An 18640-nucleotide genomic window follows, 5' to 3' on the forward strand; every position below is an offset into this window, starting at 1 on the left:
GTCAGGCGCTGACCCGGCCGGTGGCAGGACCCGACGACACTCCTGGCGGAAGGAACCGCTTGCCGTTCACCCGCTCCGAGGCACCCACCCGGTCCAGGTACGGCGTGATGCCACCCAGGAACATGGGCCAGCCGGCACCGAGGATCATGCAGAGGTCGATGTCCTCCGGGCCGGCCACCACACCTTCCTCCAGCATCAGGCCGATTTCTTCAGCGAGGGCGTCCTGCGTCCGGCGCAGCACTTGGTCAGCGGTTGAGGGGCTGGTGCCGAACGACATCAGGGACAGGGTGGACTCCGGGATGCTGCGTGAGCCGTCCGGGCCCTCCTCCCACAGTCCCTTCACCCCGTTGTCGATCAATTTGTGCAGGTTGGCCGAGACCGGGAACCGGTCCCCGAAGGCTGCGTGCAGCGACTCCTGGACATGCTGGGCCACGGGCAGCCCCACCATCGCCAGGAGTGTGAAAGGCGTCATGGGCAGGCCCATGGGCTTGAGCGCGGTGTCCGCCACGTCCGCCGGCGTGCCTTCGTCGAAGGCCGCGGTGACCTCGCCCATGAGCCGGAGCAGGATCCGGTTGACCACGAACGCGGCGGCATCCTTGACCAGCACCCCGGTCTTCTTCAGGGTCCTGGCGAGGTCGAATGCGGTGGCCAGCACCGCATCGTCGGTGTGCGGTGCCCGGACAATTTCCAGCAGCGGCATCACGGCAACGGGGTTGAAGAAGTGGAAGCCCACCAGCCGTTCGGGGTGCTTCAGGTCCGCGGCCATGGCCGTCACCGACAGCGAGGACGTATTGGTGGCCAGGATGCAGTCCTCCGACACCACGGCTTCCAGTTCCGCGAAGACCTGCTTCTTGACGTTGAGTTCCTCGAACACGGCCTCGATGACGAAGTCCGCGTCGGCGAAGGCCTCCTTGGAGACGGAGCCGGAAACCAGCGCCTTGGTGCGGTTGGCGGCGTCCGCGCTGATCCGTTTCCTGGCCAGGAGTTTGTCCACCTCGGCGTGGACGTAGTTAACGCCTTTGTTTACCCGGGCCTGGTCGATGTCGGTCAGTACCACCGGCACTTTGAGCTGGCGGGCGAACAGCAGCGCCAGCTGCCCGGCCATCAGGCCGGCGCCCACCACGCCGACTTTGGTGACGGGGCGGGCCAGTTTGCGGTCCGGTGCGCCCGCCGGGCGCTTGGAGCGCTTCTGGACCAGGTCGAGGAACGCGTAGATGGTGGCCCGGAACTCATCGGTCTGCATCAGGCCGGCCAGGGTTTCGCATTCCAGCGCTGCCGATTCCGCCTGGCTCATGGTCCGGTTGGCCGCCAGCAGATCCAGCACCTTGGCCGGTGCGGGAGCCGCGTTGGACGTCTTGGCCTCCACGAATTTCCGCCCGGCGGACACGGCGGCTGCCCAGCGTTCAGCGGAACCGGGGGCGGCAGGGTCGACGGCGTTGCGCCGCTCCGGGACGACGTCGCCGGAGATGACCTTCGCCGCCCACGCCAGGGACTGCTCCAGGAAGTCTGCAGGTTCAAACAGGGCGTCGGCGATGCCCAGATCGAAGGCCTGCTCCCCGGTCAGCGTCCGGTTGTTGCTCAGCGGGTTTTCGATCATCACCTTGACGGCGTTTTCCGGACCGATGAGGCGGGGAAGCAGGTAGACGCCGCCCCAGCCCGGGACCAGCCCCAGGAGTGCTTCGGGCAGGGCCAGGGCCCCGGCGCCGGTGGAGACGGTCCGGTAGGTGGACTGCAGGGCTACTTCCAGGCCGCCACCCAGCGCGGCGCCGTTGATGAAGGCAAAACTGGGGACGCCGAGGTTGGCCAGGGTGGAGTACACGTCATGGCCCAGCTGAGCCATCTGCAGCCCGTGGTCCCGCTGTTCAAGGGATTTCACGGCCGAGAGGTCGGCGCCGGCCACGAGGTAATAGGGCTTGCCGGTAACCCCGACGCCCACGATCTCGCCCCTTGCAGCGCGTTCCCGCAGGCCTTCCAGGACGGTGCCGAGTTCCACGAGCGTGTTGGGCCCCAGCGTGGTCGGCTTGGTGTGGTCCAGGCCGTTGTCGAGGGTGACCAGCGCGAACATCCCGGGGCTGTCCTTGCCCGGGGACGCAGGCAGGGCGATGTCCTGGACAAGGGCGTGGGTGACTGTTTCGTTGGGGAACAGGTGGGCGAACCCGGTGAAATCTGCGGCGCTCATGCCGTTGCTCCTTCGGTGTGGACGGCGGATGCGTCGTCGGCGGCGCCGCGTCCGCCGTAGTCGGGGTGGTGCGGGTTTTCCCAGATGACGGTGCCGCCCATGCCCAGGCCCACGCACATGGCGGTGATGCCGTAGCGAACGGACGGGTCTTCCTCGAACTGGCGGGCCAGCTGGGTCATCAGGCGGACCCCGGAGGAGGCCAGGGGGTGGCCCACGGCGATGGCGCCGCCGTAGCGGTTGACGCGCGGGTCGTCGTCGGCGATTCCGAAATGGTCCAGGAAGCTCAGCACCTGCACGGCGAAGGCTTCATTGATCTCGAACAGGCCGATGTCGCCAATGGAGAGTCCGGCGTTGGCCAGCGCTTTTTCGGTGGCCGGAACGGGACCGATGCCCATCACTTCGGGTTCCACGCCGGCGTACGCGTAGCTGACAAGGCGCATCTTCACAGGGAGGCCAAGTTCAGCTGCCGCTTCACCCGAGGCCAGGACGGCGGCGGTGGCTCCGTCATTGAGGCCCGCCGAATTGCCGGCGGTCACGCGGCCGTGGGCGCGGAACGGTGTGCGCAAGGCGGCGAGGTCGGTCATGGTGGTGCCGGGGCGCGGTGGTTCGTCCACGGTGTGCACCGTCCAGCCTTCACCGGGTTTCCTCCCGGCGACGGGTACCAGGTCCGGCTGGATCCTGCCGGCGCCGTACGCGGCAGCGAGCTTTTCCTGTGAGGCCACCGCGTAGGCGTCGCTGCGCTCCTTGGTGATTGCGGGGAAGCGGTCGTGCAGGTTTTCGGCGGTGTTGCCCATGTTCAGGGCTGCAGGGTCCACCAGGCGCTCGGACATGAAGCGGGGGTTGGGGTCCGCGCCAGAGCCCATGGGGTGGTTGCCCATGTGCTCCACGCCGCCGGCGATTACCACGTCGTAGGCACCGAACCCGATGCCGCCCGCTGTCGAGGTCACGGCGGTCATGGCGCCGGCGCACATGCGGTCCACGGCAAAGCCGGGCACGGTGCGGGGCAGCCCGGCAAGCAGTGCCGCGGTGCGGCCCAGGGTCAGGCCCTGGTCACCGGTCTGGGTGGTGGCGGCAATGGCCACCTCATCCACCCGTTCCGGCGGCAGGGACGGGTTCCGGCGCAGCAGTTCGCGGATGCACTTCACGATCAGGTCATCAGCGCGGGTCCCGGCATGGATCCCCTTGTCACCGGCCCGGCCGAAGGGGGTGCGGAGGCCGTCAACAAAGACGACGTCGCGGACAGTGCGCCGGGAGGCGCCGCTTCCGTGGTGGCTCACGTGTAACTCCTCATCGAGACGTAGGCGCCGCACGCACGCCGGAAAACGGCGGCGGAGCGGCAGTACGTTCGATGTTACTCGCGAGTAACTTAGCCTGCAAGGGAGGCGGGACGACGGTGGCGCGCTACTGTCCGGCGGCCGCCACGGCCTTGGGTTCCTTGGGCGGCAGGGGCTGCGGGTGAAGGAATGCTTCCGCGATCAGCGGTGCTGCGAGGCCTACCTGCCACTCCCGGGCCCCCAGCTCCCGCAGTTCCGCGGCGACCGACTCTTCGCTGACTGCGGCGGGGGGCCGCCAGGCCACGCGGCGCAGGTAGTCCGGAGTGAGCAGGTTTTCCACCGGAAGGTTCAGCTCCTCCGCCTTCTGCTGCAGCAGGGGCCGGGCGGTGGCCAGCCGGGCCGCGGCGTCCGGATCGCGGTCCGCCCACACCCGGGGCGGCGGCGGCGCGTTCGTGGCCAGGTGCAGCGGGGGAAGGTCCTCCATGTCCCTGGCTGTACTGATGCAGCGCAGCCACCGCGGGGCCTCGCGCTGGGCTGCCCGCCCGTGAAAGCCCTTGGTCCCCAGCAGCTGGGGCACCGTGGCAGGCATGGCTTTGGCGGCAGCCACCAGGGCCGAGTCCGGGATCAGCCGGCCGGGGGCGATGTCACGCTTCCGGGCCAGGGCGTCCCGTTCCAGCCAGAGCTCGCGGACCGCGGCCAGCTGGCGGCGGTCGCGGATCTGGTGCAGGCCGGAGGTTTTGCGCCACGGGTCCACCCGCGGCGGTGCCACTCCGGCGGCCAGGATGGCAGCGAATTCCTGTTCGGCAAACTCCAGCTTGCCGTCGGCTTCGAGGAGTTCCACCAGTTCCTCGCGCAGCTCGCTGAGGACCTCAACATCCAGTGCGGCGTAGCGCAGCCACGGCTCCGGGAGCGGCCGGGTGGACCAGTCTGCCGCGGAATGCTCCTTGGCCAGCCCGAAGCCCAGGAGCTGCTCGATCACGGCGGCAAGCCCCACGCGGGGCAGGCCTGCCAGCCGGGCGGCAAGCTCCGTGTCGAAGAGCTTGTCCGGCCACATGCCAAGTTCGGACAGGCAGGGCAGGTCCTGTGTGGCGGCGTGCAGGATCCACTCGACGCCGCGGAGGGCGTCATTGATGATGTTCAGGTTTCCGAACGGCTCGGGGTCGATCAACCACGTGCCCGCGCCCTCGCGGCGGATCTGCACCAGGAAAGCGCGCTGGCCGTAGCGGAACCCTGAGGCACGCTCCGCGTCCACGCCCGCCGGTCCGGTTCCCGCGGCGATGGCTGCGGCGCACCGCTCCAGTCCGGCCTGGGTTTCGATCACCAGCGGAACCCCTTCGCGGGGCGCTGCCAGTTCGATGATTTCGGGGATGGGGTTGTCGAAGCCCTCCACTGTGATGTGGGGGGCGGTGTCAGCAGCCGGAGCGCCGGCCGTGGTGTTGTCCGCATTGTGAGGGGTCATGATGCCCCCAGTTTACCGGTCGGCCGCGGGGCCGGCCCGATTGCGGTCCGCTGCTGGCCTGGTGGCATGTCAGCTGCGGCGGCGCTGGGGCAGGGGAGTAACGCCTTCGGGCAGCGGCGGCAGCCCTGCAAACGTGCACACCATGTCCGACCATGCCTCCAGGTGCGCCGTGACGTCCGGGGTGGCCGGGGTCCAGGACGCGCGCAGTTCGATGTCGATGGTTCCGGGCCGCTCGGCGAGGGTGCCGAAGCTTTCGGACAGGACCCGGGTGGCCGTGCCGCCCGCCGCACGGTACGGGGCCTTGTGGTTCTCCAGGGCTTCCACCAGCCAGGTCCAGGCCACCGTCCCGAGCATTTCGTCGTTGCCCATTTCCGGTTCGAGCTCAGCCCTGATGTAGGTGACGATCCGGAACTCGCCGTCCCAGACGGCCGACCCCTCAGGGTCGTGCAGCAGGATGAAGCGGCCGGTGGCCAGTTCGGTGCCGCCCTCATCGCCGCCTCCGGCAGCGGCCAAGGCCATGGCCGCCGGCCCGTGCAGGGGAGGTGCCGAGGGTCCGGCGCCCTGGGCCATTACTTCTGCCCCGAGCGCGACGGCGAAGGGCGCCAGGCGTGCCGGCGCGGGGATTTCCGCGAGGTGGAGTTCCTTCCGGCAACGGGCTTTCCTGAGGGTTCCCAAGGCATGGAGGAAATCCGGGGGAACCTGGTCAAGTGCGTTCACCATGGCAGATTACGCAACGGTCCCGGGCTGTGCGGGTAGGCTCGCCGTCGCCGCGGGGTCAGGCGGGGGCGGAGCTGCCGTGGTCCCGCAGTTCATGGCGGATCGCGGCCACGAAGGCATCGACGTCCTCCTCTGTGGTGTCGAACGAACACATCCAGCGCACTTCCCGGGCCGCCTCGTCCCAGTCGTAGAAGCGGAAGGACGCACGGAGCCGGTCCGCGACCCCCTCGGGCAGCACGGCGAAGACGCCGTTCGATTCGGTCTCCTGGGTGGGCCGGACGCCGTCAATGGTGTCGACGGCGGCGCGGAGGCGGGATGCCATGGCGTTGGCGTGCGAGGCTGAACGGAGCCAAAGGTCCCCATCGAGGAGCGCGATGAACTGGGCCGACAGGAAGCGCATCTTGGATGCCAGCTGCATGTTCATCTTGCGCAGGTAGACCAGGCCGTGGGCGGCTTCCGGGTTCAGGGCCACCACCACTTCGCCGTAGAGCAGGCCGTTCTTGGTGCCGCCCAGGGACAGGATGTCCACGCCCGCGTCGCGGGTGAAGGCGCGCAGCGGCAGGCCCAGGTGGGCGGCGGCATTGGCCAGCCGGGCGCCGTCCATGTGCAGCTTCATGCCCTTGGCGTGGACGTGGTCTGCGATGGCACGCACCTCGTCCGGCGTGTAGCAGGTGCCTAGTTCGGTGGTCTGGGTGATGGAAACGGCCAGCGGCTGGGCGCGGTGCTCGTCACCCCAGCCCCAGGCCTCCCGGTCGATCAGGTCCGGTGTGAGTTTGCCGTCCGGCGTGGGCACCTGCAGGAGCTTGATGCCGCCGATGCGTTCCGGGGCGCCGTTCTCGTCCATGTTGATATGCGCGGTGGAGGCGCATACCACTGCGCCCCAGCGGGGGAGCAGGGACTGCAGCGACAGGACGTTGGCGCCGGTGCCGTTGAATACCGGGAAACACTCGATGCCCGGTCCGAAGTGCTCCACCAGCACCTCGTGGAGCCGGGCCGTGTAGTCGTCTTCGCCGTAGGAGACCTGGTGGCCTTCATTGGCTGCGGCCAGGGCCGCGAGGATTTCCGGGTGGACCCCGGAGTAGTTGTCCGAGGCGAAGCCCCGCACTCCGGGGTTGTGCAGCCGAAGTGCCGCACCGGTCTCTGCAGTTGTCGTCATGCTTTTGCTCACGTTCTCAGTCTATGTACGGCTGCGCGGCGGCGGCCGCCGCCGGCTGTGCGGCGAGGCGGATGCGCGTCCCGTTCAGGTCCGCGGCGGGGGCGTCGAAGAGGGCGGCGACGGCGGCGGCGAGGTCTGCCACGTCCGTTGCGCCCGGGAAGGTCCGTTCCGGGTGCTGCCGGCGCAGGTCGTCGTCCACCAGGGCCTTCACGGCCAGGACGACGGCGGCCGCGTCCCCTCCGCCGGTTCCGGCGGCCCGGCGGAAGCCGTCGGCAACCGCCATGGTCCAGGCCTCGGCGGCGGCTTTGGCGGCGACGTAGCTCGCGACCGCCGCAGCGGGCTTCTCCACCGAGGTGGAGGAGACCATGGCGAACCTGCCCATGGGTGACGCGGCGATGTCGTCGAAGAACACCCTGGTGACGTTGCGCAGCGTGGTGATGGCGCCCTGCTCCAGGAAGTTCCAGTCCTCGTCGGACTGGTCGGGGATTCCGGTGGCCCCGCGCCAGCCGCCCACCAGGTGGATGACGGCATCAACGGCGCCGGTGCTGGAGATAACGGTGTCCCTGAGCCGGACGACGTCGTCGAGAAGTGCCAGGTCGCAGGCGAGGGGCGTGACGCCGTCGGCCGCCTGCCGTGCAGCGGCTTCTATGCGCTTCCGGTCTGATCCGACGGTGTAGACCTTATGGCCGGCGCCCTGCAGGGCACGGGCCACCGCCACCCCGGACGCCCCGCTGCCGCCGGTGACCAGGACGGTCAATGGCCGGGGACGCGGTTCCACGGGGCCGCTCACAGTGCCGAGCTGCCGGTGATGCCCGCTGTTGATTCGATGACGGGGCGCATTTTCTTCTCCAGGGCTTCGTAGAACATGGACAGCGGAAACTCGTCGTCCAGCACCTGGTCCGTGAGGCCGCGGGGGGCGCCGGACAGGGGCAGGGCGTCGGGCCCCTTGGCCCAGACAGAGGCAGGGTTGGGTGTGACGGTCGCCGAGATCAGTTCGTAGGCGGCAAGCCAGTGCGCGGTCTTGGGCCGGTCGATCGAGCGCCAGTAGAGGTCGTCGATGCGGGCTCCGAGTGCCATGACAGCGTCCGCCACCCCGTCCCAGTCGATGGTAAGCCGGGTGTCGGTCCAGTGCAGGACATGCTGCTGGTGCAGCCAGGCGAACAGCAGCTGGCCGCCCAGGCCGTCGTAGTTCCGGACCCGGCTGCCGGTGATGGCAAAGCGGAAGATGCGGTCGAAGATGACGGCGTACTGGACCAGTTTGGCGTGCCGGCGGGCTTCGGGGTCGGCGTCGTCGTCCTTTTCAATGCGGACGGATTCGCGGAAGGCGGTGAGGTCGCAGCGGAGTTCCTCGAGCGAGTAGAGGAAGAACGGCATCCGCTGCTTGATCATGAAGGGGTCGAAGGGCAGGTCACCGCGCATGTGGGTCCGGTCGTGGATGAGGTCCCACATGACGAACACGGCCTCGGTGAGTTCCTGGTCGGCAAGCATTTCGGCGGCATCCGCGGGCAGCTCGAGGCGGGTGGTTTCGGCGGCCGCCTTGAGGACCCGGCGGAAACGTGCCGCCTCCCGGTCGGCGAAGATGGCGCCCCACGTGAAGGTGGGAGTGGTTCCCACGGCAACGGTTTCCGGAAAGAGCACGGCCGAGTTGGTGTCGTAGCCGGCGGTGAAGTCGACGAACCGGATGGGCACGAACAGCTTGTTGGAGTACTCGCCCGCTTCCAGCCCGGCGATGAATTCCGGCCAGATGACCTCGATCAGCACGGCCTCCACGAGCCGGCTGCTGCTGCCGTTCTGGGTGTACATGGGGAACACCACCAGGTGCTGGAGGCCGTCCTGCCGCTGCTCCTGGGGCTGGAACGCCAGCAGGGAGGCCAGGAAGTCCGGTACCGCGAATCCGCCGGCGGCCCACGCCTCGAAGTCTGCGCAGACGGCCTCCAGGTACTGCGCATCGTGCGGGAAGGCCGGCGTGAGGGCCTGCACTGCTCCAACGATTGCGGCCACGTGCCGTGCTGCGTCAGCGTGGTCCGCGGCGTCCGGAACGGATCCGTCCCTGGCCTGCAGGAGCTGCAGGGCCGAGGCCGCGGCCCGGAGCTGCAGCCAGTCCTTGTTGTCGGCGGAAATCCGCGGTACGGCGGTGATGGTCTCGGTCATCGTCGCTGCCTTTCTGCGCGTTGTGTGCTCTCTGATGGGAGCGTAGCAAGCGCTAAGCAGAACTAATGTGAAAACCGGCGAAGGCTAAGGAAAGCTGTTCCTTAGCCTTCGCGCAGGGGCGGAAGGCCCAGCCGCGGCGGGGGATCAGCCCTCAGCGGTGGCGGAGTCCGCGGTGTCCCGTGGCACCAGCCTCAACGACACCGAATTGATGCAGTACCGCTGATCGGTGGGAGTGCCGTAGCCTTCCCCCTCGAAGACGTGGCCGAGATGTGAATCGCAGGTCCCGCAACGGACCTCAATGCGGTCCATGCCCATGGTGCGGTCGTGGATATAGCGGACCTTGCCCTCGGCCAGCGGGGCCCAGAACGACGGCCAGCCACAGTGCGAATCGAACTTCTCGTTGCTGGTGAACAGTTCGGTGCCGCAGGCGCGGCACTGGTAGACGCCGGCCGTGTGGGTGTCCCAGTACTCACCCGTGTAGGGGCGTTCGGTGCCCGCCTGCCGCAGGACCCGGTACTCCTCCGGCGTGAGTTCCTCCCGCCACTGCGCATCGGTCTTCTGCGACGCCGGTGCCTGCTCATCCGGCCGGGCGGCCCCACTGTCCGCGGCAGGGTTGGCTACGGCATCTGCCGCCTTGTTTCCGAAAATGCTGTTTCCGAAGATGCTCATGCCCATGTCAACGCTTACGAGTCACCGATAAATCCCGAGCCCGCATACAGGTGCAGCACGGGGATGCCGAGCTGGTCCTGCGCCTTGTTGGCCCAATCTGTATGGAAGGTGTCCGCCACCGCGTGCGGACGGGTGATCACCACCGCCTGCGAGGCCCCGGTCTCACGGACCTTGGCCACCAGGCCGCTGACCGCGCCGCCGTCCACCACTTCACCCTCAACGACGCCCGCGCCCAGTCCTTCCAGGGCCGCCAGGGACGTCGCCAGGGTTTCGGTGGCCTGCGCCCGTTCATCGGCGGGATCCGGGGCATGGGAGATCAGTTCACGGAAGGCTTTGGATATCTCCAGCAGCGACAGGTGTTCGAGGAAGTCCACGAGCAGGTGCCGCTCGGTGTTGGCCGGCACCAGCACCAGGAGCCGGGCATCGCCTCCATCCACCAGCCGTTCAATGTTCAGGCGGTCGTCCGCCCCCAGTGGCTCTTCAGTCAGGATGACGATCGGTTCGCTCATGGCCTTAGCCTAGTCCTGAGCGTGGAGCGCCGCACGCACCCGGCGGCCGCGGCGGTGCCGCCCGCGGGGGAGCAGTGCGGGGCGGAATGCGGCGATTTATCCATGGACGGTAAGAATAGTGGCATGGCACTTTTCCAGCGGACCGCACCGGCCCAGGCAGCTCCCACGACGGATCCGGGAGTCATGTCACTGGGGACCAAATGGGCAGTTGCCGGGGCCGTCGGCGGCGGCGCAGTGGCGGGACTGCTGGCTGCGGGCTCGTCGGCGCTTGCCGTCTACTTCGCCCGCCGCGTGATCACCCCGGCGCGCCAGCGGGCTGCCGACCAGGAGGTCCTGGCCGTCATCCGTGACGGGCAGAAGCACCAGGTGATTCTCGCCGCGACGGACGACACCACCGTTGATGGCCGCTATGGCTTCTTTTTCGACGGCGGCAAAGGCCACGCCAGGATCGGTCGGATCGTCTCCTACTCACCGGCTGAACGCACCGTCCTGCGCGAGGTGGAGGCGGTTTACTCCGGCGACCTCTCGACGGCCCGGTGGGGCTGGTGGAGCGGTGCGGTGTACCCTGACCCGTCCGCCGCGGGTATTCCCGCCGAGGAAGTCGCCATCCCGGTGGACCGCGGCGAGGCACCCGCCTGGCTGGTCCGGGCCGGCGGCAGGGCCAGGACGTGGGCGCTGATGGTGCACGGCCGCGGTGCCACCCGGCAGGAAGCCCTGCGGGCCGCAGGCCCGGCGCTGGAACTGGGACTGACCAGCCTGCTGCTGTCCTACCGCAACGACGGCCTGGCCCCGTCAGCCGATGACGGCCGCTACGGCCTTGGATCCACGGAATGGCAGGACGTGGAAGCCGCTATCCTTTATGCCCTGGACAACGGTGCGGAAGAAGTGGTGTTGTTCGGCTGGTCGATGGGTGGAGCCATCTGCCTGCAGACCGCGGACCTGTCCCGCCACCGGCACCTGATCCGGGCCATGGTCCTGGATGCGCCCGTCATCGACTGGGTCAACGTCCTGGCCCACCACGCGCAGATCAACCGGATTCCGTCCCTGGTGGGACGGTACGGCCAGCTCATGCTGGGCCACCCGCTGGGGCGCCGGCTCACCGGATTGTCCGCGCCGGTGGACCTGAGGGCGATGGACTGGGTTTCCCGTGCGGTGGAGCTCAGGACCCCGACGCTGATCCTGCACAGCGTGGACGACGAATACGTTCCTTACGGGCCCTCTGCGCTGCTGGCCGAGCGGAACCCGGAGATGGTCACCTTCGAAACGTTCAACCATGCCCGGCACACCAAGGAATGGAATGTGGAACCGGATCGCTGGGAACGGCTGGTAAAGGCCTGGCTGCGTCAGCAGCTGGCGCCCCGGCTCAACCCCGGCGCACGGACCTCCGGCTAGGCCCTGGAACCGATCGGGGCGGTGACCGCGCCGGTCAGCCGGACCAGGTCCGCAGGTGCCAGCTCGATGTCGAGCCCGCGGCGGCCGCCCGAGACGAAAATGGTGTCCAGGTCCAGGGCCGAGGAGTCAAGCACGGTGGGGGAGGGCTGCCGCTGCCCCAGTGGGGAAATGCCGCCCAGGACATAGCCGGTGCGCCGTTGCGCCGCGGCGGGATCCGCCATGGCGGCCTTCTTGGCGCCCATGGCCGCCGCGAACGCTTTCAGGTCCAGCGTGCCGCTGACGGGGACGATGCCCACGGCAAGCCTGCCTTCAACCTCCACCATGAGGGTCTTGAAGACCCGGGCCGGGTCCACTCCCAGCACGTCAGCCGCCTCCGCGCCGTAACTGGCTGCCGCGGGGTCGTGGGAGTAGGGGTGCAGCACGCAGGAAACCCCGGCCGCTGCGAGTGCCGCAGTGGCCGGGGTTCCCTGTGCAGTGTTCTTGCGCGCCACCTGCAGTATCAGGCGCGGACGCCCGACGCCGCGGACACCTTGCGCTTGATCCGGCCCAGCATCGCCGTCATGCCCCGCATGCGCAGCGGGGTGATGGCGCGCGTGAGGCCCAGCAGCTCCGGCATGTCGTCCGGGACGGACAGGATCTCGCCCGCGGACAATCCGTCCAGCCCTTCATGCAGCACTCCGGCAAAGCCCCTGGTGGTGGGTGCTTCGGCGGGGGCCTTGAAGAAGAGCCGCACGGCCGTCTCCGGACCGGGGGCGCTGTCCCTGTCCGTCTCAATGGTCAGGAACAGCGGCGACTGGCATTCCACCACCTGCTCAAGCAGCTCAGGGTGGTTGCTGAGGCGTTCGGGAAGCTCGGGAAGTCCCTCGGAGAACTCCAGCAGCAGCTGCAGCCGCTCGGGTTCGGCCAGGGCCTGGAAATCGTCCACGATCGCCGCCAGGGCGGAAGGCAAGGCTTGAGTAGTCATCACTGCCATTTTACCCGGGAGGATCCGTCAGACTCCAACGGTGACGGGGAAGGAGCCACGTTCGGCACCCTTGACGATGGGGACCCGGACCGCGTTGCCCCACTCGGTCCATGACCCGTCGTAGTTGCGGACGGACTCGAATCCCAGGAGGTACTTCAGCACGAACCAGGTGTGGCTGGAACGCTCGCCGATGCGGCAGTAAGCCACAACATCGTCGCCCGCGGCGAGGCCGGCGTCGTCAAGGTAGATGGCGTCCAGTTCCTTGCGGCTGCGGAACGTGCCGTCCTCGGCGGCGGCCCGGGCCCACGGAACCGAAGCGGCGGTGGGGATGTGGCCGCCGCGCAGGGCGCCCTCTTCCGGGTACGCCGGCATGTGGGTGCGCTGGCCGGTGTATTCCTCCGGCGAGCGGACGTCGATCAGCGGCTTGCCCAGGTGGGCCAGCACGTCCTCCTTGAACGCGCGGATGGGTGCGTCCTCCCGCTCCACCACCGGGTAGTTGCCGGGCGCGGGGGCAGGCTTGTCCTTGGTCAGCGCCCGTCCCTCCGCGATCCACTTGTCCCGGCCGCCGTCGAGCAGGCGCACGTCCTGGTGGCCGAACAGGGTGAAGACCCACAGGGCGTAGGCGGCCCACCAATTGGACTTGTCGCCGTAGATGACCACGGTGCTGTCCCGGGAGATGCCCTTGGACGCTGCCAGCCTGGCGAACGCTGCTCCGTCGATGTAGTCGCGGGTCACTTCGTCATTCAGGTCCGTGTGCCAGTCGATCTTGACGGCACCGGGGATGTGGCCGGTCTCGTAGAGGAGCACGTCCTCGTCCGACTCCACCACTACCAGCCCGCCGTTGGCGGCTGCGCCGTCTTCCAGCGCTGCAGCGAGCCACTCGGTGGAGACCAGGCGCTCGGGGTGGGCGTAGGCGGCGAATTTTTCATTCTGTTCAGCGGGATAGGGCACGGCGTTGGCCTTTCATTGAGAACACGGGAGGACCGCGGGTGCGGATAACGGCTCCGGCATGGGGACCTTTCCCCACACTATCCAGCGGCCCGGGCCTTGTCCGTATTCCGTTAACAGGGCGAAATGTTGGCTTTGTCACCCCCGGCGCAGCCGCCGCCGCGATGCCGCCGGGCCGGTCCGTGGAGCCGGTATCCTTTCTGGGGACCACCCACCAGCAGAACGGACCACCTTGGTACAGATCGAACAGCTCGCGGCCCGCACTCCGGCAGTGTCGGTGAATGAACTCATCAAGGGCTTCCACCCGTCGCCGCGGTTCGGCAAGGTGTCCTTCGACAGCTACCGCCCGGACCCCAACCAGCCCAGCCAGGCTGCAGCGGTCAGGATGCTGGAACAGTTCGCTGGCGGAGTGGCCTCCTCTGACGGCGGCGGGCTCTTCAGGAAGCTGTTCGGCGGCAAGAAGGACAGCACCCGGGCAGGCATCTACCTGGACGGCGGATTCGGCGTGGGCAAGACCCACCTGCTCGCCTCGCTCTGGCACGCCGTGCCCGGGCCCAAGGCCTTTGGCACCTTTGTGGAGTACACCAACCTGGTGGGCGCGCTGTCCTTCCGCAAGACCGTCGATGCACTGAGCAGCTACAAGCTGGTGTGCATCGACGAGTTCGAACTGGACGATCCCGGGGACACCGTCCTGATGTCCCGGCTCATGCGTGAACTTGCCGACGCCGGCGTCAAGCTGGCGGCCACCTCCAACACCCTGCCGGGTTCACTGGGCGAAGGCCGGTTCGCTGCCGTCGACTTCCAGCGCGAGATCCAGGTTTTGGCGGACCAGTTCGACGTGATCAGGATCGACGGCGAAGACTTCCGCCACCGCGGCCTTCCCGCGGCCCCTGCCCCGCTGAAGAACAGCGAACTGGCATCGCACATGAAGGCCGAGTTCGATGGCAAGACCGTTGCCCAGGACGACTTCGGCACACTGATCCACCACCTTGCCGGTGTGCACCCCAGCCGCTACCGCCAGCTCATCGACGGGATCGACGGCGTGGTGTGGCGGAACGTGGAGACCATCACCGAACAGGCCGTGGCACTGCGGTTCGTGGTCCTGGCCGACCGCCTCTACGACAAGGACGTGCCGATCCTGGCCAGTGGCGTCCCGTTCGACAAGCTCTTCACGGAAGAAATGATGGCGGGCGGCTACATGAAGAAGTACTTCCGGGCTGTGTCCCGGCTCACCGCCCTGGCCCGCGAAGGCCAGAACCACGAACCGTCCTAGGGGCCTTTCCCGTCCCCGCTCCGGCCGAAACGGGGCACTTCGACACGGACACGCCGCTGGTCCACTCTGCGGGCGCCGTTTCCCGGGCCAAAGTGCCCCACGACGGCGGCCTCCACCTGGTGCGCGAGGCTTTCCGTGACGTTTAGGCCTGCGCGCTGCGGGGCACCAGGAGCGTCCGGACAGCCAGGCCGGCCAGCAGCGCCCAGAAGGCGGAGCCGATGCCGGCGAACGCGAGCCCGGAGGCCGCCGTCAGGAACGTCACGGCAGGTGCAATCCGGTCCTCGGCGTCGGCCAGCGCGGCCGACACTGACGCGGCGAGCGTTCCGAGCAGCGCCAGCCCGGCCACGGCCTCCAGCATCCCCGCGGGGGCGGCGCTGACCAGTGTGACCAGTGCTGTTGAGAACACGGCGAGCACCAGGTAGGCCACGCCGGAGGTGACTCCCGCGATCCATCGGCGCCCCTTGTCGGCTCCGGCCTCCTCACCGGCGGCCAGGGCCGCGCTCAAGGCAGCGAGGTTGATGGCGTGACCGCCAAACGGCGCGCCGAGCACCGTGCCGGTTCCCGTCACCAGCATCGAGGGGCGCCACGGAGTGTCGAAGCCGAAGGAGCGCAGGACGGCCACGCCCGGAACGTTCTGCGATGCCATGGTCACCACAAACAGCGGAAGTGCGATTCCGGCCATTGCCTGAAGGCTGAACGCGGGGGTGGTCCAGACGAGCGCAGGAAGTATCCCGCCTTGTCCGGGTCCCTTTCCGGTGCCGGCCAGGGCCATGGCGATAACGCCCAAAGCCACGAGCAGCGCCGCGGGAACCGCCCAGCGGGGCGCGTACTTCATCATGAGCAGCCAGCACACAATGACCGGAGCCACGAACAGCGGCACCGTCCCCAGCGCCGTGAACGGCGCCAGGCAGAGCTGCAGCAGGACCCCTGCCAGCATCGCCTGTGCCAGCGAGGCGGGAATGCGGGACATCAGCCGGCCCAACGCCGGCACCAGTCCGGTCAGGGCGATCAGCACCCCGGCCGTGAGGAAGGCTCCGACGGCGGCCGGCCACCCGCCGTCGGGCGTTCCGGATGAGGCAAGCAACGCAGCGCCGGGGGTGGACCAGGCCAGCGTGACCGGTACCTTGGAGCGCCAGGCGAGCAGCAGCACGCCGACGCCGACCGCCAGGGTGAGTGCCAGCAGGCCCGACGCTGCCTGGGCGGGATCGGCGCCAACTGCCCGCAGCCCGGCGAGGACGACGGCGAATGACGACGTGAAACCCACCAAAGCCGTCACGACCCCCGCGATGACGGGCCGCGAATCGATCTTTGCCGGTCTCGGGGAACGTCGGGTGGTGGGTGCAGGAGACTTCGCCATACCGGCAGGTTACCGGGGTGACCGGTGGCCCCGGAAAACTTGTAAGGAACCGCCCCGGCGCTGGAGGTGCCGGCCGTGACCGTCGGCTTAAAAGCCAAAGGCGCGGGTGCCGCCTCCCGGCGGGACCCGCGCCCCGTTGACGTAATGGGGCAATGCCCCGGACACTCCGCTACGGAGTCCTGTCAGCCGGCGGAGCCGGGTTGACGGGGTTGGCCGGGGGGACCTGCCCTTCGGCAGGTGCCGGACCCTGGGTTCCGTTCTTGTCCACGAGCCTGGAAGCGCCATCCTGGAGTTTGTCGACATGACCGGCGTACTTGCCGCCGGTCTTCTGGTCGACGAAATCGCCGGCCTTGGTAATGCCGTCCTTGATGGCCTGCTCGTTTCCGTGGATGAGACCCTGAGCCTTGCCCTTTAGATCGTCAAGCAGTCCCACGAGCACCTCCCTTCAATCGCGGAGCCAGGTCGCTCCTTGCGCATTCGATCCTAGACCCGCAGGGGAGTGGTGCCAAGGAAAAGGGCAGTATTGGATGTTCGCCCGCAGCGGACCGGACGCAGGTGCCGGCCGCACCGGGACACCTCAGGGCAACAAAAAAGCAGCTCCGGGGAGCTGCTTGATGTGTGGGCGATACTGGGATCGAACCAGTGACCTCTTCCGTGTCAGGGAAGCGCGCTACCGCTGCGCCAATCGCCCGGAACCGGAGTACCGGTCAATGGGTGCATCTAATACAGAGCGGACGACGAGATTCGAACTCGCGACATCCACCTTGGCAAGGTGGTGCTCTACCAGCTGAGCTACGTCCGCAGTTGCGTTCCGGCCTGAGCCGGGCTGCTGTTGGCAAGTTTCCTTGCCAAGTGGGCGATACTGGGATCGAACCAGTGACCTCTTCCGTGTCAGGGAAGCGCGCTACCGCTGCGCCAATCGCCCATGTTGATCCGGAGCGAGTCCGAAAAACCATGGTTTTCACCGAGGTGGGTACGGGATTCGAACCCGTGTATACGGCTTTGCAGGCCGCTGCCTCGCCTCTCGGCCAACCCACCGTGTAGGCGTCAATTCCTGGGAATCTTTGCCGTGACAGTGTCCTGCGAGCGGACGACGAGATTCGAACTCGCGACATCCACCTTGGCAAGGTGGTGCTCTACCAGCTGAGCTACGTCCGCATTTTGGAAGTGGTTTCCTTGCCGTTTCGGCATTTCCTCGCTTCCAACGAGTAAAAACAATATAGGAGGTTCCGGGAAACTCCAAATCGAGGCTCTGCGGCGGGCGTCCCATGCGGCCGCTTCCCAGTACCCGCGCGGATTTTCCATGCTTACAGCCATGTAATTCCCTGTGCACGCGCTTGGCCCGGTCCCGCCGGCGGCGCGTCCGGGGGAGCGGCGAACCGGTGTTTGCCATGCATCGGCCTGCAGGTGGTTGCCGGGAAATTCGCCGATTTTTGAAATGGCCGGTTGGTGGGCTAGCATTCAAATGCATCGGGGCGATTGGCGCAGTGGTAGCGCGCTTCGTTCACACCGAAGAGGTCACTGGTTCGAACCCAGTATCGCCCACCGCACAGGTCCGTTTCCGCTCATCAGCAGCGGGAACGGACCTTTTTCATGCCCGCGCCCGGTGCCCGGAGATTTTGTCGGCCCCCTGTGAAAGAGTCGTTGATATGACTGATCCGCTCCTCGCCCACGCCACCGAGTACGGCCGGATGTATGCCCGGTCCACCACTGAGCAGTTCTCGGTGCCGTCCATCACCACGGTCATCAGCCAGCAGCCCCATGGCCTGGACGGCTGGTTCGGATACATGGGCGCGAGCAGCCTGGCCAATGACCCGCTGCTGTCGGATTGCCTTGGCAGCCCGGCCAAAATCAAGCAGGCCATTAACCGGGCCGCCAAGGCCGCCGAAACCTACCGGGATGACGCAGCCAAGCGCGGGGACCGGGTCCACTACTACTGCGAACAGGTGGCGCTGCGGGCACTGGGACGCCCCCACGCCATGAAGGAAGCGCGCGAGGCGCTGGCAGCCAACGGTGAAGAAGCCTTCGCGGTACGGTTCGACGAATGGTGGGAGCTCTTCCAGGTGGAGCCGTTGGCTCCGGAGATCACGGTCTGGAACTCCACCGTGGGATACGCCGGCACCCTGGACCTGGTGGCGCGCATCAACGGGCGGACCTGCCTCATTGACTACAAGACGAAGGGGACCACGCGCGACGGCCAGGTCAAACCCCTGGACGACAAAGTGGTGATGCAGCTCGTGGCCGGCATGAAGGCCGAAGAGAGCCTCGTGGATCCGGTGGCGGGCACGTGGGAACCGTGGAAGTACGGAGACCATCCCATCCTGCTGGCCGTAGCCATCGGCGAAACGGAAGTCCGCCCGGTCCGTGCCAACCCGGAGGTCCTCAAGCATCACTGGTGGAAGTTCTGCGCACTGCGGCGCGTCTGGGAGATGTCCGCGGACACCGTCAGCGCCGGCACCGCCCTGCTGCCCATTGCCCCGCCGCCGCTCGCGCAGGCGCGCACGGCCTGACCTGCCCCGCCCGGTCCGCGCCGTCCGGAGCCGGCGGCACGCCGGCGCCCCGGCCCGCTGCACCTAAACTGGATGGGTCCCG

17 protein-coding genes and 6 tRNA genes are annotated in these 18640 nt (G+C 68.0%); 4 read left to right on the forward strand and 19 right to left on the reverse strand.

Annotated elements, in window-relative coordinates:
- Nucleotide 1 precedes the first annotated feature (1 nt).
- The 9 genes from AS031_RS05345 to AS031_RS05385 form a co-directional block, all read right to left on the reverse strand.
- Entirely contained in the window at nt 2-2179 is a 2178-nt protein-coding gene (locus AS031_RS05345; RefSeq protein WP_058267116.1) for a 3-hydroxyacyl-CoA dehydrogenase NAD-binding domain-containing protein, read from the reverse strand.
- Entirely contained in the window at nt 2176-3456 is a 1281-nt protein-coding gene (locus tag AS031_RS05350; RefSeq protein ID WP_058267117.1) for a thiolase family protein, read from the reverse strand. Before AS031_RS05350 ends, AS031_RS05345 begins: the two co-directional genes overlap by 4 nt.
- Before the next feature lie 124 nt (nt 3457-3580).
- Nucleotides 3581-4912 carry an HRDC domain-containing protein gene (locus tag AS031_RS05355; protein WP_058267118.1) on the reverse strand — a complete coding sequence of 444 codons (1332 nt, stop codon included), beginning with the start codon at nt 4910-4912 and terminating at the stop codon, nt 3581-3583.
- A 69-nt stretch (nt 4913-4981) separates the two neighbouring features.
- Nucleotides 4982-5632 (reverse strand): DUF3000 domain-containing protein, encoded by a 651-nt coding sequence (locus tag AS031_RS05360; RefSeq protein ID WP_058267119.1) that lies wholly within the window; start codon nt 5630-5632, stop codon nt 4982-4984.
- 55 nt (nt 5633-5687) lie between these two features.
- Nucleotides 5688-6785 carry a threonine aldolase family protein gene (locus AS031_RS05365; RefSeq protein WP_058267120.1) on the reverse strand — a complete coding sequence of 366 codons (1098 nt, stop codon included), beginning with the start codon at nt 6783-6785 and terminating at the stop codon, nt 5688-5690.
- 16 nt (nt 6786-6801) lie between these two features.
- Complete coding sequence (locus AS031_RS05370; RefSeq protein WP_228379569.1) at nt 6802-7575, reverse strand: SDR family NAD(P)-dependent oxidoreductase; 774 nt, start codon at nt 7573-7575, stop codon at nt 6802-6804.
- Nucleotides 7572-8936, reverse strand: a complete 1365-nt coding sequence (locus AS031_RS05375) for a DUF6421 family protein (protein ID WP_058267121.1) — start codon at nt 8934-8936, stop codon at nt 7572-7574. Before AS031_RS05375 ends, AS031_RS05370 begins: the two co-directional genes overlap by 4 nt.
- A 144-nt stretch (nt 8937-9080) precedes the next feature.
- On the reverse strand, nt 9081-9605 hold the full coding sequence (gene msrB, locus AS031_RS05380; RefSeq protein ID WP_058267122.1) for a peptide-methionine (R)-S-oxide reductase MsrB: 525 nt from the start codon (nt 9603-9605) through the stop codon (nt 9081-9083).
- Between the two features lie 14 nt (nt 9606-9619).
- On the reverse strand, nt 9620-10114 hold the full coding sequence (locus AS031_RS05385) for a hypothetical protein (RefSeq protein WP_058267123.1): 495 nt from the start codon (nt 10112-10114) through the stop codon (nt 9620-9622).
- Between the two features lie 123 nt (nt 10115-10237).
- Between AS031_RS05385 and AS031_RS05390 the strand changes: the two genes are divergently transcribed.
- Complete coding sequence (locus AS031_RS05390) at nt 10238-11506, forward strand: alpha/beta hydrolase family protein (RefSeq protein ID WP_058267124.1); 1269 nt, start codon at nt 10238-10240, stop codon at nt 11504-11506.
- On the opposite strand, the gene ybaK is transcribed toward AS031_RS05390, so the two are convergent.
- Genes ybaK through AS031_RS05405 form a run of 3 tightly spaced genes read right to left on the reverse strand, consistent with a single transcriptional unit; the run spans nt 11503 to nt 13421 of the window.
- On the reverse strand, nt 11503-11997 hold the full coding sequence (gene ybaK / locus AS031_RS05395) for a Cys-tRNA(Pro) deacylase (RefSeq protein WP_058267125.1): 495 nt from the start codon (nt 11995-11997) through the stop codon (nt 11503-11505). The genes AS031_RS05390 and ybaK overlap by 4 nt on opposite strands.
- Nucleotides 11998-12005: 8 nt before the next feature.
- Nucleotides 12006-12470 carry a SufE family protein gene (locus tag AS031_RS05400; RefSeq protein WP_058267591.1) on the reverse strand — a complete coding sequence of 155 codons (465 nt, stop codon included), beginning with the start codon at nt 12468-12470 and terminating at the stop codon, nt 12006-12008.
- A 27-nt stretch (nt 12471-12497) separates the two neighbouring features.
- Nucleotides 12498-13421 carry a sulfurtransferase gene (locus AS031_RS05405; RefSeq protein WP_058267126.1) on the reverse strand — a complete coding sequence of 308 codons (924 nt, stop codon included), beginning with the start codon at nt 13419-13421 and terminating at the stop codon, nt 12498-12500.
- Between the two features lie 229 nt (nt 13422-13650).
- Between AS031_RS05405 and zapE the strand changes: the two genes are divergently transcribed.
- On the forward strand, nt 13651-14691 hold the full coding sequence (gene zapE / locus AS031_RS05410; protein WP_058267127.1) for a cell division protein ZapE: 1041 nt from the start codon (nt 13651-13653) through the stop codon (nt 14689-14691).
- A 142-nt stretch (nt 14692-14833) separates the two neighbouring features.
- Here zapE and AS031_RS05415 read toward each other — a convergent pair whose 3' ends face one another.
- The 7 genes from AS031_RS05415 to AS031_RS05445 all read right to left on the reverse strand — a co-directional run bounded on the left by AS031_RS05415 (nt 14834) and on the right by AS031_RS05445 (nt 17206).
- Entirely contained in the window at nt 14834-16048 is a 1215-nt protein-coding gene (locus AS031_RS05415; RefSeq protein WP_082641956.1) for a benzoate/H(+) symporter BenE family transporter, read from the reverse strand.
- A 169-nt stretch (nt 16049-16217) separates the two neighbouring features.
- A complete protein-coding gene (locus AS031_RS05420) occupies nt 16218-16481 on the reverse strand; it encodes an antitoxin (protein ID WP_058267593.1) in 264 nt (87 codons plus the stop codon).
- Nucleotides 16482-16667: 186 nt separating this feature from the next.
- A tRNA-Val gene (locus AS031_RS05425) sits at nt 16668-16739 on the reverse strand.
- A gap of 38 nt (nt 16740-16777) precedes the next feature.
- Nucleotides 16778-16850: transfer RNA gene (locus AS031_RS05430), tRNA-Gly, on the reverse strand.
- A 51-nt stretch (nt 16851-16901) separates the two neighbouring features.
- Nucleotides 16902-16973: transfer RNA gene (locus AS031_RS05435), tRNA-Val, on the reverse strand.
- 42 nt (nt 16974-17015) lie between these two features.
- Nucleotides 17016-17086: transfer RNA gene (locus tag AS031_RS05440), tRNA-Cys, on the reverse strand.
- Between the two features lie 47 nt (nt 17087-17133).
- Nucleotides 17134-17206, reverse strand: a tRNA-Gly gene (locus tag AS031_RS05445).
- 315 nt (nt 17207-17521) lie between these two features.
- Here AS031_RS05445 and AS031_RS05450 point away from each other — a divergent pair.
- A tRNA-Val gene (locus AS031_RS05450) sits at nt 17522-17593 on the forward strand.
- A gap of 104 nt (nt 17594-17697) precedes the next feature.
- On the forward strand, nt 17698-18558 hold the full coding sequence (locus AS031_RS05455) for a cytochrome (protein WP_058267128.1): 861 nt from the start codon (nt 17698-17700) through the stop codon (nt 18556-18558).
- The last annotated feature ends 82 nt before the right edge of the window (nt 18559-18640 follow it).

The organism is Pseudarthrobacter enclensis, from assembly GCF_001457025.1.
Classification (GTDB): domain Bacteria; phylum Actinomycetota; class Actinomycetes; order Actinomycetales; family Micrococcaceae; genus Arthrobacter; species Arthrobacter enclensis.

Excerpts from the sequence above, each read along its gene's own strand:
- AS031_RS05375 (WP_058267121.1), bottom strand. The coding sequence starts at position 8,936 with ATGACCGAGACCATCACCGCCGTACCGCGGATTTCCGCCGACAACAAG.
- AS031_RS05355 (WP_058267118.1), bottom strand. The coding sequence starts at position 4,912 with ATGACCCCTCACAATGCGGACAACACCACGGCCGGCGCTCCGGCTGCT.
- AS031_RS05415 (WP_082641956.1), bottom strand. The coding sequence starts at position 16,048 with ATGGCGAAGTCTCCTGCACCCACCACCCGACGTTCCCCGAGACCGGCA.
- AS031_RS05360 (WP_058267119.1), bottom strand. The coding sequence starts at position 5,632 with ATGGTGAACGCACTTGACCAGGTTCCCCCGGATTTCCTCCATGCCTTG.
- AS031_RS05390 (WP_058267124.1), top strand. The coding sequence starts at position 10,238 with ATGGCACTTTTCCAGCGGACCGCACCGGCCCAGGCAGCTCCCACGACG.
- msrB (WP_058267122.1), bottom strand. The coding sequence starts at position 9,605 with ATGAGCATCTTCGGAAACAGCATTTTCGGAAACAAGGCGGCAGATGCC.
- AS031_RS05455 (WP_058267128.1), top strand. The coding sequence starts at position 17,698 with ATGACTGATCCGCTCCTCGCCCACGCCACCGAGTACGGCCGGATGTAT.
- AS031_RS05345 (WP_058267116.1), bottom strand. The coding sequence starts at position 2,179 with ATGAGCGCCGCAGATTTCACCGGGTTCGCCCACCTGTTCCCCAACGAA.
- AS031_RS05365 (WP_058267120.1), bottom strand. The coding sequence starts at position 6,785 with ATGACGACAACTGCAGAGACCGGTGCGGCACTTCGGCTGCACAACCCC.
- AS031_RS05400 (WP_058267591.1), bottom strand. The coding sequence starts at position 12,470 with ATGACTACTCAAGCCTTGCCTTCCGCCCTGGCGGCGATCGTGGACGAT.
- AS031_RS05385 (WP_058267123.1), bottom strand. The coding sequence starts at position 10,114 with ATGAGCGAACCGATCGTCATCCTGACTGAAGAGCCACTGGGGGCGGAC.